This is a genomic window from Desulfopila inferna (genome assembly GCF_016919005.1).
In the GTDB taxonomy this organism is placed as follows: domain Bacteria; phylum Desulfobacterota; class Desulfobulbia; order Desulfobulbales; family Desulfocapsaceae; genus Desulfopila_A; species Desulfopila_A inferna.
In genome coordinates this window covers 55,729-70,664 of record NZ_JAFFQE010000012.1, presented here as the reverse complement: position 1 = coordinate 70,664, position 14,936 = coordinate 55,729, and the positions used below count along the sequence as shown (strand labels likewise).

The 14,936-nt window shown below is 49.1% G+C and carries 12 protein-coding genes and 1 tRNA gene; 6 read left to right on the top strand and 7 right to left on the bottom strand.

Annotated elements, in window-relative coordinates; translation table 11 throughout:
* The 3 genes from JWG88_RS20865 to JWG88_RS20855 form a co-directional block, all read right to left on the bottom strand.
* Positions 1-182: hypothetical protein (locus JWG88_RS20865; protein ID WP_205235740.1), on the bottom strand; the 182-nt coding region annotated here is incomplete at its 3' end.
* A 298-nt stretch (positions 183-480) separates the two neighbouring features.
* A tRNA-Arg gene (locus tag JWG88_RS20860) sits at positions 481-557 on the bottom strand.
* A gap of 37 nt (positions 558-594) precedes the next feature.
* Complete coding sequence (locus tag JWG88_RS20855; RefSeq protein WP_205235739.1) at positions 595-3,039, bottom strand: Rne/Rng family ribonuclease; 2,445 nt, start codon at positions 3,037-3,039, stop codon at positions 595-597.
* 857 nt (positions 3,040-3,896) lie between these two features.
* On the opposite strand from JWG88_RS20855, the gene JWG88_RS20850 reads away from it, so the two are divergent.
* The 5 genes from JWG88_RS20850 to JWG88_RS20830 all read left to right on the top strand — a co-directional run bounded on the left by JWG88_RS20850 (position 3,897) and on the right by JWG88_RS20830 (position 9,802).
* The gene (locus JWG88_RS20850) at positions 3,897-6,209 is read left to right on the top strand and encodes an LPS assembly protein LptD (RefSeq protein ID WP_205235738.1); all 2,313 of its coding nucleotides are present in this window, start codon (positions 3,897-3,899) and stop codon (positions 6,207-6,209) included.
* A gap of 257 nt (positions 6,210-6,466) precedes the next feature.
* The gene (locus tag JWG88_RS20845) at positions 6,467-7,429 is read left to right on the top strand and encodes a DHHA1 domain-containing protein (protein ID WP_205235737.1); all 963 of its coding nucleotides are present in this window, start codon (positions 6,467-6,469) and stop codon (positions 7,427-7,429) included.
* Positions 7,407-7,688, top strand: a complete 282-nt coding sequence (locus JWG88_RS20840) for a hypothetical protein (RefSeq protein WP_205235747.1) — start codon at positions 7,407-7,409, stop codon at positions 7,686-7,688. The genes JWG88_RS20845 and JWG88_RS20840 overlap by 23 nt, the downstream gene beginning before the upstream one ends.
* 121 nt (positions 7,689-7,809) lie before the next feature.
* Complete coding sequence (mltA, locus tag JWG88_RS20835; protein WP_205235736.1) at positions 7,810-9,009, top strand: murein transglycosylase A; 1,200 nt, start codon at positions 7,810-7,812, stop codon at positions 9,007-9,009.
* Positions 9,002-9,802 carry an SAM hydrolase/SAM-dependent halogenase family protein gene (locus JWG88_RS20830; protein WP_205235735.1) on the top strand — a complete coding sequence of 267 codons (801 nt, stop codon included), beginning with the start codon at positions 9,002-9,004 and terminating at the stop codon, positions 9,800-9,802. Before mltA ends, JWG88_RS20830 begins: the two co-directional genes overlap by 8 nt.
* A gap of 50 nt (positions 9,803-9,852) precedes the next feature.
* Here JWG88_RS20830 and JWG88_RS20825 read toward each other — a convergent pair whose 3' ends face one another.
* The 4 genes from JWG88_RS20825 to JWG88_RS20810 all read right to left on the bottom strand — a co-directional run bounded on the left by JWG88_RS20825 (position 9,853) and on the right by JWG88_RS20810 (position 13,162).
* Positions 9,853-10,689 carry a shikimate dehydrogenase gene (locus tag JWG88_RS20825; RefSeq protein WP_205235734.1) on the bottom strand — a complete coding sequence of 279 codons (837 nt, stop codon included), beginning with the start codon at positions 10,687-10,689 and terminating at the stop codon, positions 9,853-9,855.
* An 11-nt stretch (positions 10,690-10,700) separates the two neighbouring features.
* Positions 10,701-11,378 (bottom strand): type I 3-dehydroquinate dehydratase, encoded by a 678-nt coding sequence (aroD, locus tag JWG88_RS20820; RefSeq protein WP_205235733.1) that lies wholly within the window; start codon positions 11,376-11,378, stop codon positions 10,701-10,703.
* A 66-nt stretch (positions 11,379-11,444) separates the two neighbouring features.
* Entirely contained in the window at positions 11,445-12,386 is a 942-nt protein-coding gene (locus JWG88_RS20815; RefSeq protein WP_205235732.1) for a dihydroorotate dehydrogenase, read from the bottom strand.
* Positions 12,377-13,162, bottom strand: coding sequence for a dihydroorotate dehydrogenase electron transfer subunit (locus JWG88_RS20810; protein WP_205235731.1), 786 nt, complete (start codon positions 13,160-13,162; stop codon positions 12,377-12,379). Before JWG88_RS20810 ends, JWG88_RS20815 begins: the two co-directional genes overlap by 10 nt.
* Before the next feature lie 196 nt (positions 13,163-13,358).
* Here JWG88_RS20810 and JWG88_RS20805 point away from each other — a divergent pair, with 196 nt between their 5' ends.
* Positions 13,359-14,153 carry a prepilin peptidase gene (locus tag JWG88_RS20805; RefSeq protein ID WP_205235746.1) on the top strand — a complete coding sequence of 265 codons (795 nt, stop codon included), beginning with the start codon at positions 13,359-13,361 and terminating at the stop codon, positions 14,151-14,153.
* The last annotated feature ends 783 nt before the right edge of the window (positions 14,154-14,936 follow it).

Below are 14,936 nucleotides of genomic sequence, written 5' to 3'. Positions count from 1 at the left end.
ATCGCCCCGCTGTCGGATAGCGATGAGAATCTTTTCACCTGCGCGGGCAAACTGTTGCCGGAAAAATTGTGCAGGCCAGCATGATCTTTAACAGAAAGCGGTTTGCAGGGTAGAAATTGGCTGAAAAAGGAAAAGATTTTAGAATTTAGAAATGGAGCAATTGCAAAATAGAGCTTATCCAAAGATAATCTTACATCGAGTTGTCAGGTTATATTGAGGCTTAATAGTAAAACTTGTCAGATCAAATTTCGATTTCTACATCTGATCTCACCGACCCCACATCCGACCTTTTTTTTCCTAAATAAACGCCTCCAAGATTCAAGATCAAAAGAGCAATCCATCAGAAGCTGAAGTATCTTTTTCTCGCACAACATCATGAGTAAGAATAAGGAATAATAGAGAGATCTAATAATTATGGCAAAATCAGCTACAAAAACAAAGGGGTTAAGTCGCGATAGTGACTTAACCCCTTGATATAACTGGTGCGCCAGGAGAGATTCGAACTCCCGACCTACGGATTCGTAGTCCGTTGCTCTATCCAGCTGAGCCACTGGCGCTTGAAAGAGAAGTTTATACTCCAGTTCGAAGTATTATTCAAGACTGTTTTTTCCTCGATTCATCCTTTTCCGATTTATGAAAGATGATTTCATTGTCGGCAGGTTTGAGAGATGGATCGGCTATTATAACCACTTCCGTGTCATATTTATTTTCAAGATCTCTCAGTTCCTGTCTCTTATTGTTGAGGAGATACTGGGCGACATCGAGCGGAAAACGGCATTCTATCTGCATCACCGTTTTTCTGCTGGCGGCGGTCTGGATGCGCCTGAGATAGAAGAGCGCAAGGGTTTCCACGGAACGAACAATTCCCCTGCCTTTGCAGTTGCTGCAGACTCTGTAGTTACCTGCTTCGATCGGGGCGCCAAGTTTCTGTCGGGAAATCTGCATCAGGCCGAATTTGGAAATCCTGCTGATATCCACCTTGGCCTTGTCACGCTTCATTGCGTTTTTTACCTCTTTCTCAACTTCCCGGATGTTTTTCGCGGAGCGCATATCAATGAAATCAACGACGATAAGCCCACCAAGATCGCGCAGTCGAAGCTGCCGAGCCAGTTCCTTAGCTGCCTCCATATTGGCAAGAAATATGGTGTCCTCGAAATTCTTCCCTTTACCGGTCGAGCCGGAGTTGACATCTATGGCAACCAGCGCTTCTGTGGGATCAATAACAATTGATCCGCCCGAAGGCAGGCCCACTTTCGGTTGATAAATCGATTCGATCTGATCTTCAATCGAATACTGATTGAAAATCGGCCGCGCACCACCATGAAGCTTGCACCTTACCTTGCGCTGTTTGGAAGGCAGCAGTTCGATAAAACCCTTTACCTGCTCCAGTGCATCTTTATCGTCTACCAGGATTTCCTGTATATCAGGGTCAAAATGCTCCCGCAAAAATCTGAGAACATGGTCGTGATCCTGATAGACCATGCCGACACCATCTAGCTCCTGGCCTTTTTTCTTCACTTCTTCCCAGAGATTGAGAAGATAATTTACGTCCCGCGCCAGAGCAGTTTTGGTGATATCATTGGATGCGGTCCTCACGATCCAGCCGATCCCTTCAGGGATCTCCATGGAGAGGAGATACTCACGCAGCCGCGAACGACGCTCTTCCCCGGAAATCTTTCTTGATATTCCGGTGGAGTCAGAACCCGGCATCAGGACAACGCATCGCCCGGGCAGGGAGAGGTAGGTAGTCATATTGGCACCTTTACTGCCGACCTCTTCCTTGACCACCTGGACCAGGACCTCACGCCCCCTCTCCACCACATCGGTTATGCTCAATTTTTTCCACTGGTGCTGATCGATTAACTTCTGCACCTTTTCGCTGACATTTTCTTTGTAGTACTCAGGGTGAATCTCGCTGAAGGGCAGAAAACCATTTTTCTCCGTACCATACTCAACAAAAGCGGCCTGGAGATTGGGCTCTATGGCAACAATCCTGGCCTTATAAATATTGTTTTTTGTCTGGGTCCTGGTGCTTGTCGCCACATGGATGGACTCCAGCCTGCCATCTTCGAGAAGTGCCAGCCTGCACTCCTCAGGTTCTTCGGCATTAATGAGGAGCTTTATTATTGGTTTGTGCTCTTCGGCTTCTTCCTTTTTAAAGGATTGCTTCTCCTTTCGATGCTCCTCCCTTTTTGCCGATGGAGCGGCTTTATCAGCAGCCTGAGGCGAACCTGCGGATTCATCGGTAGTATCGGTTTCCCGTTGGGCTCCGGGTTTGCCTTTTACCTCAACCTCTGCAGCAGCGGCATCATCACCCCTCTCCGCCGGGATGGTGGTCTGTTCTCCTGAAACGCCGGATAGCTCGGCTACAGATGGACTTGCAGTTATAGGAAGATCCTGATCGATATCTAATGTTCCCGAGGTAGCGGGTGCAGATTTTTTCTTACGCGGAGACCTCTTCCGTCGTGGTGGCTTGACTTTGCCCGCTTCTTCTGCAATTTCCTCCGGTTCTTCGGAGATCTTTTTTACCTGCAGAGTAGACAGCATCACCGATTCCTGGGCCTCCTCGACTTTCTCAACGGGCTTTTTATGGGGCCGCCCTCTTTTGCGGCGCGGCTTTGCAACCTCCGGCGATGCCTCCACTTTTTTTTCATTTGTCTCCACAACAGCTTCAGTCGGAGCGGACGAGTGCGGCGCAGCTTCATCCTTGGCGATATCAACCGCGGAATCCGTATCCGGCTTCTTCACGACAGGCTTTTTTCGGGCAGGGCGTTTGCTGGCCGATTTTTTGAGAGCGGCTTGCTCGGCGGGGACAGTAGTCTCGGCTGGCGCTACCGTATCGATTGCAGTTGCTGGCAACTTCGACTCATTTTTTTTTCTTTCTGCTACCGGTTTGGAAGACGACTCAGTAACAGTTTTTTCCTCGACTGTGGTGCTTTTCCACCAGGCGCCGGTTGATGCTTTTTTCCTTTTTTGGTTCGAATCTTGTTCTTTTTTTTCTGCGTTTTTTTCTGTTGTAGAAATTTTCTTATCTGCCATTCTTTATCCATGGCCGCAACTGTAGTAAACACTCCTCCCGTGCGACTGTTCTTACGATCCCATCACTTTTTGTTTTAATGAGACCCTAATAATTATATTGATGGTTTTTTGAAAACCACCCTTGCAGGACATCGGATTCCGAAAAATCTGCTCTCTCAAAAGTTAATTACGGATTTCATCCCCGCCTTTTTACATGGCTGAACTCATGAGGGATGTCCTCATTATTCAACGAGAATGCTCTTTTTCGTCAAAACCACTGTGTTTACAGTACTTCCTATGGGTTAATTACATGTACCGAAGCGATTTTGGTCCTGCCATGGCCCGATCATTCGGGTCCATATACCTTCATTGTGTGCGCCTGAATTCTCCGCAGGTAAATCATAGTGTTTGCAGCTGGTTTCACTTTTGTCTCCTGGAGTAAAAGCAGTAGACTCCTGCTGGAAAACAAAGACACAGACATAACTCTTTTTTACCGGAACTGTTCAACCACCCGGTTCCCGGCTGCCATACTAACCTTTTTATTCCTATTTTCAGGGATTAGAGAGAGGACACTCTCCCAAAGATTGCCATAATATGCAGCTCGTTATAAAATAAAACAATTTCCTTTCATTATCAAGGTAAATTCTGCTTTTAGTCTTGACACCATCCCCTTCGAAAAGTTAACTTCCAACGGTTGGCATAAACCTGTTCGACTGCATATTTTCGGGGTCTTCGCTAATCGAGGGAAGCTGAAGAGACATTGGTTTTCCCGGGCTTGCTGAAGATAGATACCAATGCCGGCTGTACTGATTTACATCCGTTTTTTACATTAGACGGTCTTACCATTTAAAAATTCTTCTGTTGAAAAGGAGAAAACTGTGACAAAGATTTTGCCACATGTAAAGAGGTCGAAGTGTATCTGCCAATTTCCGGTCCTGGTTGTTCTTTTTCTTGTCTCCACACCCTGCTTTTCAGAGTCCACCTCAACTGCTGAATGGAATATCTCCGCGGACAAGCTTACCCGTTTCGAAAACCCCAGCCGTATTGTTGCCGAGGGAGATATTGTTCTGGAAAAACGGGAAAAAGTTCCTCCTCCCTCTCCCACCCAAACGACAACCTTTACCGACTGGGACGAATTGTTGGGCGAAGAGACAGAAGAAGTCGAGGAAATGACACCGGCAGACCTGCCAGAGGACCAGACTCCGCGCTACCGGACCCAAACCGTCATCAAAGCGGACTGGATCTCATATAATATCGAAGAGCAGGCTATCGAAGCCAGAGGTAATGTCAGCATTGATTCAGGAGACGATAGACTTACGGCGGATGCCGCAAAGATCGATCTCGACACCGAGACAGGATCATTTGAAAACGCCCTTATTACCCGCAAGGAAAACGAGCTCCACCTCGAGGGAAAAATTATTGAAAAAACCGGTTTGACAACCTACCGTATTGAAGACGGGTGGGTTATCACCTGTAAAATCGGAGAAGACGAGAAGCCACCGTGGAGCTTTTCCAGCGCTGAGGCAAGAGTTGACCAGGGTGGTTATGCCGTTCTCAAACATGCACGCTTCAATATCCAGGACGTTCCGGTATTTTATATGCCCTATATGATCGTACCGGTGAAAGACACAAGACAGACTGGCTTTCTTTTCCCCACTGTCAGCAATTCAAGCAGAGATGGATTCGGTTTCAATCTTCCTTTCTTTTGGAATATCTCAGAATCAGTCGACATGACTCTTTACCCGGAATACTATTCAGATCGCGGGATTATGCCCGGTGCGGAATTCCGCTATGTTCTCAACCCGCAGGACAAAGGAAAGTTCATGGGGAGCTATCTCGAAGACGACCTCTCCGGTTCGGGCAATGCCGAATACTATGCAGACACCAATTTCACCCACACTAATACGGATAGATACTGGCTTCGCGGTAAAATTGATCATACCTTTATGGAAAACTGGATTTCCAGAACCGATCTCGATATTGTCTCCGATCGCGATTACCTTGAGGAATTTGATTCAGGGGTAACAGGCTTTGATTCGTCTCAGAAATCATTTCTCGAAACCTTTGGCCGAGGTTTTGAACACCAGAGCGACGATCAACGTAAAAATACCTTAAAGCTGCTGAGGTCATGGAACAACTCGTCTTTGAATATCGACCTCCTTGCCATTAACGATGTCAGAGCAGTAGAATCCAGCCCGACACCTCTGTGGCAATTGCCGCGGGTGGATTATACCGGAGCTATTCCCTTGCAGGATACCTCCCTGGCTTTTGAATGGGATGCAGATTACGTCAATTACTGGCGGGATGAAGGAATCGGTGGACATAGAGTCGATCTTTATCCACGCCTGAGCACTCCCGTATCTCTGGGACCATATCTCGAATCACGCGCCGAAATCGGGGGCCGCGGTACCCTTTATTCCGTAGAAACATATGGCGAGAGTGTCTGGGACCAGGACGAGAACCCCAATCGCTCCCTGCTCACTTTTCAGACCGATGTCGCCACCACGTTGATGCGCGATTACACCTTGAACAACGCAGCATACTCCTCTTTCTCTCACAGCGTACGACCATTTGTGCAGTACGATTTTATAAGCGATGCAGATCAAGATGATCTCCCCTACTTTGATTCAGTCGATAGAATCGGTGACCAAAATTCCATCACCTACGGCGTCGACAGCTTCTTTAATCTGTATGACAGCGACAACAGTCTGCTCCGCCAATACGGGTACATCCGCCTGGAACAGAGCTATGACCTGCGGAGCGAAGCTTCCGATAATCCCTTTCAGCCAATCGTCATGAAGCTGGGCTGGAGACCATTGGAGAGAATGACCTTCTTCTACAAAACGCAAATTCCCGTCGAGGATTTTCAAAACCGCACCCATGGACTTGAAGGGTATTACACCAACAGCCGGGGTGATAGGTTTTCTTTTGACTATCGCTACAATGAGGATCAGAATATTGAACAGATCAATGGTGCAGCCAGGGCCATGATCCTGCCGCAGATAGGTCTGAACCTGCTGGTGGAACACTCCATTTCCCAGAGTGAGACCAATGACGCGATAGTCGGTTTGACATACTACGCTCAATGTTGGTCCGTCCAGCTGAATACCAGATACACGCCGACTGATGAACGGATCATGCTTGTTTTCAATCTGGCTAATATCGGCAGCAGCTTGGGGCTTAGCTTATAAGAAAAGATACGCTTCTTTTTGTGAAAGAAATGATCCGACCCAACTGAACTGGATATAGGCCTTGGTGATATATATTTTATGCTATTAGCCTTTATACCTTCCGTTTCTTGTTTTTTTATGCCAGACTTTCAGAGGAGTAAGGAACACTAACCCAGCTGAGTCGGACAAGTACTTTGGTGGTAAATTACAACTATTTGCCTAGTGTACTTTCCGTTTTCTTGTTTTCATGGCAGACACTAAGGATTAAGGCAATAACTATGCACTATGATGTTTTTAACGGCGACGCGGATGGAATTTTCGCTCTCCACCAGCTTCGTCTTGACAAGCCTGCTGCAAACGCACAACTCATAACAGGCGTCAAGCGGGATATAAACCTGCTGGAACGTATCTCCGAAATTAATTCATCTTCCGTAACGGTTCTCGACATTTCCCTCGACAAAAACCATGCAGCCCTGGTCAACCTGTTGAAAAACGATAACAGAATCCTGTATATCGACCATCACTATGCCGGAGAAATTCCAGCCTCTCCGTCTCTGGAGCATTACATTGAACCATCCGCGGAAACATGTACCGCGCTTATTGTCAACACTCTTTTGAACGGCAAATTTTCAGCCTGGGCCGTCTGCGGGGCCTTTGGCGACAACCTGGATGAGCAGGCCATAGAACTGGCGGAAAACAATGGTGCCACCACGCTGGAAATAGAAATTCTCAAGGAGATCGGTGAACTCTTCAACTACAACGGCTATGGTGCGAGAGTAGAGGATCTTCTTTTCAATCCCGCCGATCTCTACCGGGCTATACAACCCTATCACGAGCCCCTGCATTTTTATGATTCAACAGACCTTGTTGCCCGACTCAGGGACGGTTATAAGGAAGATATGGTTCGAGCTGCCGACCTGGAAAATATAGCGGAGCAGAGCCAAAACAGAGTCTATAGATTACCCGCCGCTTCATGGTCGCGAAGAATTGCCGGTGTCTTCTCCAATATGAAAGCCAAGGAAAAAAAAGATGCCGCACACGCGGTCATCGTAGAAAATGACGACGGCACACTGCAGATTAGTGTCAGAGCCCCACTTATCAACAGAAAAAATGCCGATACCTTATGCCGTCAATTTCCCAGCGGAGGCGGAAGAGCTGCGGCAGCGGGCATCAATACGCTGCCGGCAGAGATGCTGGATACATTCATTGCATCCTTTCATGAAATTTACAGTCAAGATTAAAACCAGATATAATAGAGGTGCCATTATTAAGTCTATTTTCACTTTCAACAATTTTTTAATTTTTCTTATACTTTGTTTCTTCATGTTCATCACCTACTCCTATGCTGATGCAGACACACCAATAGCTGCCGATCTGGTCGATGGCGGCCAGAAAATAGATCTTAACCAACCTGAATATCAGGAGCTCTTTGAAGAATTGCGCCATGGGCACTGCTTCAGCCGAGCTGGATCAAATTTCGCCGGTGCCTATATTCACTAAAAGGCACTGGGGCTGATGCATCACCCAGTGGAATCACGCCAACAGATATGCGATGGCTGTAACGGAGTTAGCCCAGTCGCTTCGTTAGACGCCAGGTAGTACCCACAGAAGGGATTTTATTATGCCGGAATGTTCAAGTGCTCGCAAAGCCGCCTGTCAAACAACTGCACTTTTGTTCATTGCGGCAATGATCTCTCTACAGGGCTGCAGTTATCAGCACCCTGTTATTTTCCAACCCCAAAACCCCCCTCTTTTTTTCGATGACGGTGATCCCGCCTCGCTGCAGACTGCACTCTCTCACCAGTATCGCTTTATTAGCAGCCTGGAAAAGGATACAACGGTAAATATCGGCGGAATGCCTTATACCGCCGCCTGGCTTGCCGAATCACTTGCAGCTTTTCAAGAGATAATCGACCTTGAACCCACACCGCTGGAGCTTGATCGGATTATACATGAAAATTTCACCATTTATCAGGCCGGCGGGCGCCATAAAAGCGGTGCGGAAATGCTGGTTACCGGTTACTATGAACCGCTGGTATCGGGAAGCCTGACACATTCACCGCCCTTTATCCATCCACTCCACTCCACACCTTCTGATTTGGTGGAGCGGACAACCGCATCGGGAAAAAAGGTAATCGGCAGAATCGACGACGGCGGCAGATTCCAACCCTACTGGAGACGAAAGGAAATTGAGGGCACCGATCTTTTACGGGACTATGAACTGGTCTACCTCAAAGACCGTTTTGAGGCCTTTCTTTTTCATGTCCAGGGCTCGGGCAGAATCCGGTTACCCGACGGAAGTGTCCGTTCCCTGCAGTATCGCACCAACAACGGCCATTCTTATTCCAGCATCGGAAAGCTGCTGGTCGATGAAAAGAAGATGCTTCTCGAAGAGGCGGATACCAATGCAATCAGAGCCTACCTGCGCCGCAATCCCGCAGAGGTCTCCCGTATTCTCAACCATAATCGCAGGTTCATCTTCTTCGGCTGGGGTGGGGATGAAGGCCCCAAGGGGAGTATCGGCGTACCACTGACTGCCGAAAGATCGATTGCCATAGACAAAGAGGTCCTGCCCATGGGGACAGTTGCCTTTCTTGTCACCAGGAGGCCTGTACTGGACGAAAATGGCGAAATCAGCCACTGGGTCCCTCTGCATCGCTTTGTTGTTCCCCAGGACAGCGGCGCAGCCATAAAGGGTCCGGGCCGGGTTGATCTCTTCTGGGGTGGCGGCCCCTTGGCCCAGGCCGCAGCCGGTGCCATGAAAGAGCAGGGATATCTTTATTTTTTGATCAAAAATACTTTTGAAGCCGCGAATGATTAAACCTAACGGCATCATCAGCCTGATCACCGATTTCGGGTATACCGACGAATATATAGGCGTGATGAAAGGCGCTATTCTCCGTACTTGCCCTGAGACAAGGATAGTCGATATTTGCCACGAGATCCCCGCTCACAACGTTGTCCGGGCAGCGCGAATGCTGGCGGCATCCTACCCATATTTTCCGTCGGGGACTATTCATCTGATCGTGGTCGACCCGGGTGTGGGGATGGACAGGCATATCCTTGTAATCGAAGCAGCCGGGCATCTCTTCATTGCTCCGGATAACGGTATTCTCACGCCCCTGTTGTCTTCCAGCAGGCTCTCCGGCTGCTACCGGCTGATTATCTCAACAAAAACCACCAGCAGCTGTACTTTCCATGGACGTGATATCATGGCACCCGCCGCTGCCCGGTTGGCCGCGGGGATGACGCCAAGGGAACTGGCAACAGCAATACCAGCAGAGGAGTGTGCTACCGTTATCATGCCCTCGGCGCGCATGGAAGATGACTGTATAATCGGTGAGGTCGTCGCCATAGACCATTTCGGCAATATTGCCACTTCAATCGGGAAGGAACATCTTTTCTCTATGAGAGATTCGGTGGAAGTATGTCTCGGTGCGACAGTGATCAGAGATATTCAGGCGACTTTTGGAGAAGTGGCGGCAGGATTTCCCGTGGCCCTGATCAACAGTCGAGGGGATCTCGAGATCGGCATAAACATGGGAAATGCTGCGGAAACTCTGAATTTAAGAGTTGGCGATAAAGTAGTGGTCCGCAGCTGCAAACCAAGCTAAGCAGGATAGTAAATTTTTCAGGCTATCCCCGGAATCCAGAGCGGTAAACCTTACTCTTCTCCGATAGTGACCGCCTCCAGCAGAACCTGCCGCATTATCTCAACCGGAGCCGGCAACCCTGTCCACAGCTCAAACTGAGCCACTCCCTGGTAGAGCAGCATCTCCAAACCATTGATAGCGATACAGCCTGAACGTTGGGCGTCGGCAAGAAGCCTGGTGGTAGCCGGTACATAAACGATGTCCATGACTACTTTGAATTTTGCGGGTATATTCTCCGGAACCGGACTTTTGTCCTGCAGCGGAGCCATGCCAACCGAGGTGGCATTGATAAGGATCTGCCCCTCCGGAATGAAGCCTTCCGCCAGCGGGAACCATTCACAGCCAAGATCGGCGGCCAGGTTTCTGCCTCGGGAGGCCGTTCTGCTGCATAACAGGATCTCTGCTCCAGCTTCCAGCAGTCCGAAGCCTATTGCCCGGGCGGAGCCACCGGCCCCAAGTATAACGGCACGGGAGCCTTTTAGTTGTATCTGCTCCTGCAAAGGACGTACGGCTCCCAGCCAATCGGTATTATACCCACAGAGCAGTGTCGACCCATGATGCTGCTCACGCTTGATGGTATTGACGGCCCCGATCCGCTCTGCCACCGGATCAATACGGTCCAGGTGCGCCATAACCGCTTCCTTGTGTGGTATGGTGACGCTGACTCCTTTAATCTTCAGCCCTCGCAGGCCCTGCATGGCCGCCCCGACATCCTCTACGCAAAAAGGGATATAGATGCAATTTTTTCCTAATGCGGCAAAGGCGGCATTATGCATGGCCGGGCTCAACGAATGGCTCACCGGGTTGCCAATGATGCCATACGTTCTGGTTTTTCCATCTATCTTCATTTTTTTTAATCTTAGAGATAGCTGTAGATAGCGAGCATATCATCCACGGTAATCTGTCCCGAAGCGGTCATCTCCCCATTGTCGGCGGCACAATAGGTCATATAGCCGCCAAGCGCGGGGCTTGCCACCCTGCTGATAACGCCGGCTGCTCCCATACAGAAGGCAATGAGGGGAAAATCAAGCTGGGCCGCCCTTTCCTGCAGGCTCAACACGCGCAGAACGTCACGATAATCCCGGGCCATGGTAACTATCTTACCGATGTGGCCGCCGCTATCGGCCATTTGTTCAAGTTTGTCTAGCAGCACAGGGTCGGCAGGTGTTTCCAGAAAATTATGCCATGAGCAAATCAGCTTTGTCGCCGATCTGCCGCATTCTTGCTCCAACCTGCTCCAGGATCGAGGAGGTGCGAGAAGCTCGAGGTCCACGTATGCCGCCGTCCTAATCACCGCTTCGGCCAAGAGGGCGATTCTGGCCGATTCATCTCCATTGAAGCCACCACCTTCCCAGGAGGCTCTGTTAGTGAAAAGCAGGGGTTTGGCAATCTGCTCCAAAAAAGGTGCAACAGCTCTATCTTCTATCAGATCCAGGCGGATTTCGATAATATCGGTTCTTTCGGCAACTGCAGAGGCCTGCTGCAGCGCCTCCAGCATGGTATTTTTGCCAATACTGGCACAAATCAACTTTTTCATGTAATCCTGTTGCTCCCAGCCGTTTTCATCTGAGACTTGCAGCTGGAGTAGCATATCGAAGTCATGCTAACCCACCCGCAGAGTGCCGATGAGTTCCCTGATAGAGGTGAGCTTCTCCTCGATCACAAAGCGGCTGATGCCTTCCACGATATCTTCGCCTGCTCTGGGATTGATAAAATTTGCCGTTCCCACCTGTATTGCCGTGGCCCCGGCAACCATAAACTCCAGGGCATCCTCAGCTGTTTCGATACCGCCGATGCCGATCACGGGAATGGTGACTCTTTGAGCGACCTGATAGACCATGCGCAGTGCCACCGGTTTAATTGCCGGACCGGAGAGGCCGCCGATGACATTGGCGAGCTTCGGCGTCCTGGTCCGCAGATCGACGGCCATTCCTATCAGCGTATTTATAAGGGAAATGCCATCGGCACCGCCATCCTCCACTGCCGCGGCAACCGTCGCCACATCCGAAACATTGGGAGAGAGTTTGACTATTACCGGCACATCGCTTCTCTCAGCCACCGTCCGGGTAACAGCTTTGGCCATTTCCGGATCACTGCCGAAAGCGACCCCGCCTTTCTTGACATTGGGGCAGGAGATGTTGACTTCAACTGCGGATATTCCTTCAACTCCCACCAGCTTTTCGGTGATTATCCTGTACTCATCGATGGTATCACCAAGAACATTGACAATAACTGGAATCCCCAATCCTCTCAGGTAAGGCATTTTCTCGACGATAAAACGATCAACTCCCACATTTTCCAAGCCAATGGCGTTGAGCATGCCGCAAGCGGTCTCGACAATCCTGGGTGGTGGATTACCGTGTCTCGGCTCAAGCGAAATACCCTTGACGATCACTCCGCCAAGCCGGTGCAGGTTCATCAGACCGGCGAACTCACGGGCATAACCGAAAGTTCCGGAGGCGGTCATTACCGGATTCTGCAATTTCAAACTGCCTACATTAACACGCAGATCCGGAAAAGAATCTTGGTCCCTGATCACTTCCATACCAGATCCTCCGCCTTGAAAACGGGTCCTTCATAACAGACATGGACGTACTCTCCATTTTTCGCCGGAATGTTGCACCCCAGGCAGGCCCCCATTCCACAGGCCATGACACTCTCGACCGAAACCTGGCATTCCATGCCTCTGCTGTGGCAGAATATATGGAGCTGATGCATCATGGCATGGGGTCCGCAACCATATACTACAGTCTCCCGGGGAAGTTCAAGACCGTGAATCAGCTCGGTTACAAATCCTTTTGCCCCGTAAGTACCATCATCCGTAGCTGTCAGCAGACGCATGCCCATTTGTTCAAAATCAGCGACCAGCGGCTCCACCTCCTTTCTCGTCCTCCCGCCGAAGACTATCAGATCGGAGGCAGTATTCTTCTTCATTCGGCAGATCATTTTTGCCAGAAAAAACATCGGGGCAATTCCCATGCCACCGCCGACTAGGCAGGCAGGTCTGTCTGGTCGTATATCGAAACCGTGCCCCAGAGGACCAAAGACGGAAAGATTCTCGCCTTCCTTGCAATGGGCTAACAGGGAGGTCCCCCTGCCGGTAACCTTGAATAGAATCTGGATGCGGCCGTTGGTGCTGCTCTGGTGAATGGAAAATGGGCGGCGCAGCAAAGGGTCTTTGCCCAAGGCGGTTCGTATCATAACAAACTGGCCGGGCTTTGCCACGGCGGCAATATTATCGGACTGCAATGTCAACCGGATATTGTCCTCGGTAAACTGCTCGAAACGGATTATGGTTGCATTTTCCTGATATTGAGCCATAGTAGGTTGGTTAATTTTCTTTAAAATAATTGATTATCAATCAAACTCAGTCAAAGACTGTTTGTATGATCAGGTATGTATTCGGCAATATATGAATTGCATTGACCACATCTTTCCGCTCCCAAGCACAGATCCGGACTGAATGACGGTTAAAAATGCTTTTGCAATATCCTCAAGAGCCCTATTCTTCGACACCATGGACATTGAATTTATCATCAGCATCGTCGCCTTGATTCTGGGGGCTATCGTTGGCAGTTTTCTCAACGTTGTCATCCTCCGGCTTCCCCAGGAGGATAAGTCGATAGTCTTCCCGGCATCACATTGTCCGGCGTGCAGCACTCCGCTTCTCTGGTATGAGAATATCCCCCTGGCGAGCTATCTCTTTCTACGGGGAAAGTGCAGCCACTGCAAGACAAAAATTTCACCCCAATACCCTATTGTCGAACTGTTGATGGCCCTGCTCAGTGCCGCCGTTTTTGCCTCATTCGGCCTCAGTATCACCGCTGCAGGTTATTTCATCTTCTGTGCTGCCCTGCTTGCCATTATCTGGATAGACATACATCACCAGATCATTCCTGATCGGATCAGCCTGCCTGCTATAGTATTAGGACTTTTCTTCTCCTTTTTCAATCCAAACCTGACCTGGCAAAGTTCCGTCATCGGCATTCTGGCAGGCGGCGGTGCTCTCTACGCCATTGCCGTCCTTTATTATCTTGTACGAAAACAGGAGGGAATGGGAGGAGGAGATATAAAGCTTCTGGCAATGATAGGAGCATTTCTGGGCTGGCAGTCTCTGCTCTTTGTGATTTTTTTCAGCTCACTTACCGGCTCCATTATCGGTATAGCGGCCATGATAAAGCAAGGAAGAGGCGGCACCAGCCGCATTCCCTTCGGACCTTTTCTCTCCATCGCCGCTTTGATCTATCTCTTTTTCAACAAGTGGATCCACTACTATTTTCAACTCTACCTGGAGGGAAATCTCCATTTTTAGTGGTTTACTCCTGAAAAACTCCAAAAATTCAAGAAAAAGGAAAAATACATTATAAATCGTGAATCTGCCTCTACAGCCAAACCACTTATCCAGCTCAGCTGGATTGTCGCCCCCTACTCCTGCGTAGTTTGAAACAAATAATTTATATCACCAAACCACATTTCCCATCAAGGAAGTATCTAAAGAGCCCAGCTCAGCAGGATTAGAACGAACTCCTCTGGGTGAAAAGTATTAACATCGTCCTTTCAGGACTCATCGTGTGTGCGTAATGTCTCCGGTGGTTAAAACCATCGGCTATATGCCCCAATCCCCTTCGGGATTCCTGTTACAATAATTTTTTTCTGGATCGCAGGCGCCGCATGGGAATCTCCTATGAGATGCGTTGCAGCCCGTTGTATTTCAACTCTGCTGACCTCGTAAAAAGTACATCGGAGTTGCTGAGATGATCCGCGATAAGCACCCGTACGGGCATAAATCTCGATTTCGAGAAAGCTCGTTATACTAGGCGTACTATCTTAAACGGTGATTTGGCATTACAGCAGTACGGCGAATCACTATTTCAGATCTAGATCTACAAAGACCTAGATCGAGCTTTACGAGTCCATCAACTCTTATTGTTTCAGTATTTCTGGGTTGCGGCGCAGTCAGGGATAGATTGCCATGCAACTCATTTGGGCCAGTGCCCCTAAAAAAAAATTCCCCTAAAGGAATTCCAAGTCAATACTGGTTTCTTTTTGTTCCGTATTTTCACGGCACGTCTGCTTAATTCAAAAGAACAATAAT

Excerpts from the sequence above, each read along its gene's own strand:
- JWG88_RS20805 (WP_205235746.1), top strand. The coding sequence starts at position 13,359 with ATGGACATTGAATTTATCATCAGCATCGTCGCCTTGATTCTGGGGGCT.
- JWG88_RS20825 (WP_205235734.1), bottom strand. The coding sequence starts at position 10,689 with ATGAAGATAGATGGAAAAACCAGAACGTATGGCATCATTGGCAACCCG.
- JWG88_RS20845 (WP_205235737.1), top strand. The coding sequence starts at position 6,467 with ATGCACTATGATGTTTTTAACGGCGACGCGGATGGAATTTTCGCTCTC.
- mltA (WP_205235736.1), top strand. The coding sequence starts at position 7,810 with ATGCCGGAATGTTCAAGTGCTCGCAAAGCCGCCTGTCAAACAACTGCA.
- JWG88_RS20810 (WP_205235731.1), bottom strand. The coding sequence starts at position 13,162 with ATGGCTCAATATCAGGAAAATGCAACCATAATCCGTTTCGAGCAGTTT.
- JWG88_RS20855 (WP_205235739.1), bottom strand. The coding sequence starts at position 3,039 with ATGGCAGATAAGAAAATTTCTACAACAGAAAAAAACGCAGAAAAAAAA.
- JWG88_RS20815 (WP_205235732.1), bottom strand. The coding sequence starts at position 12,386 with ATGGAAGTGATCAGGGACCAAGATTCTTTTCCGGATCTGCGTGTTAAT.
- aroD (WP_205235733.1), bottom strand. The coding sequence starts at position 11,378 with ATGAAAAAGTTGATTTGTGCCAGTATTGGCAAAAATACCATGCTGGAG.
- JWG88_RS20830 (WP_205235735.1), top strand. The coding sequence starts at position 9,002 with ATGATTAAACCTAACGGCATCATCAGCCTGATCACCGATTTCGGGTAT.
- JWG88_RS20840 (WP_205235747.1), top strand. The coding sequence starts at position 7,407 with ATGAAATTTACAGTCAAGATTAAAACCAGATATAATAGAGGTGCCATT.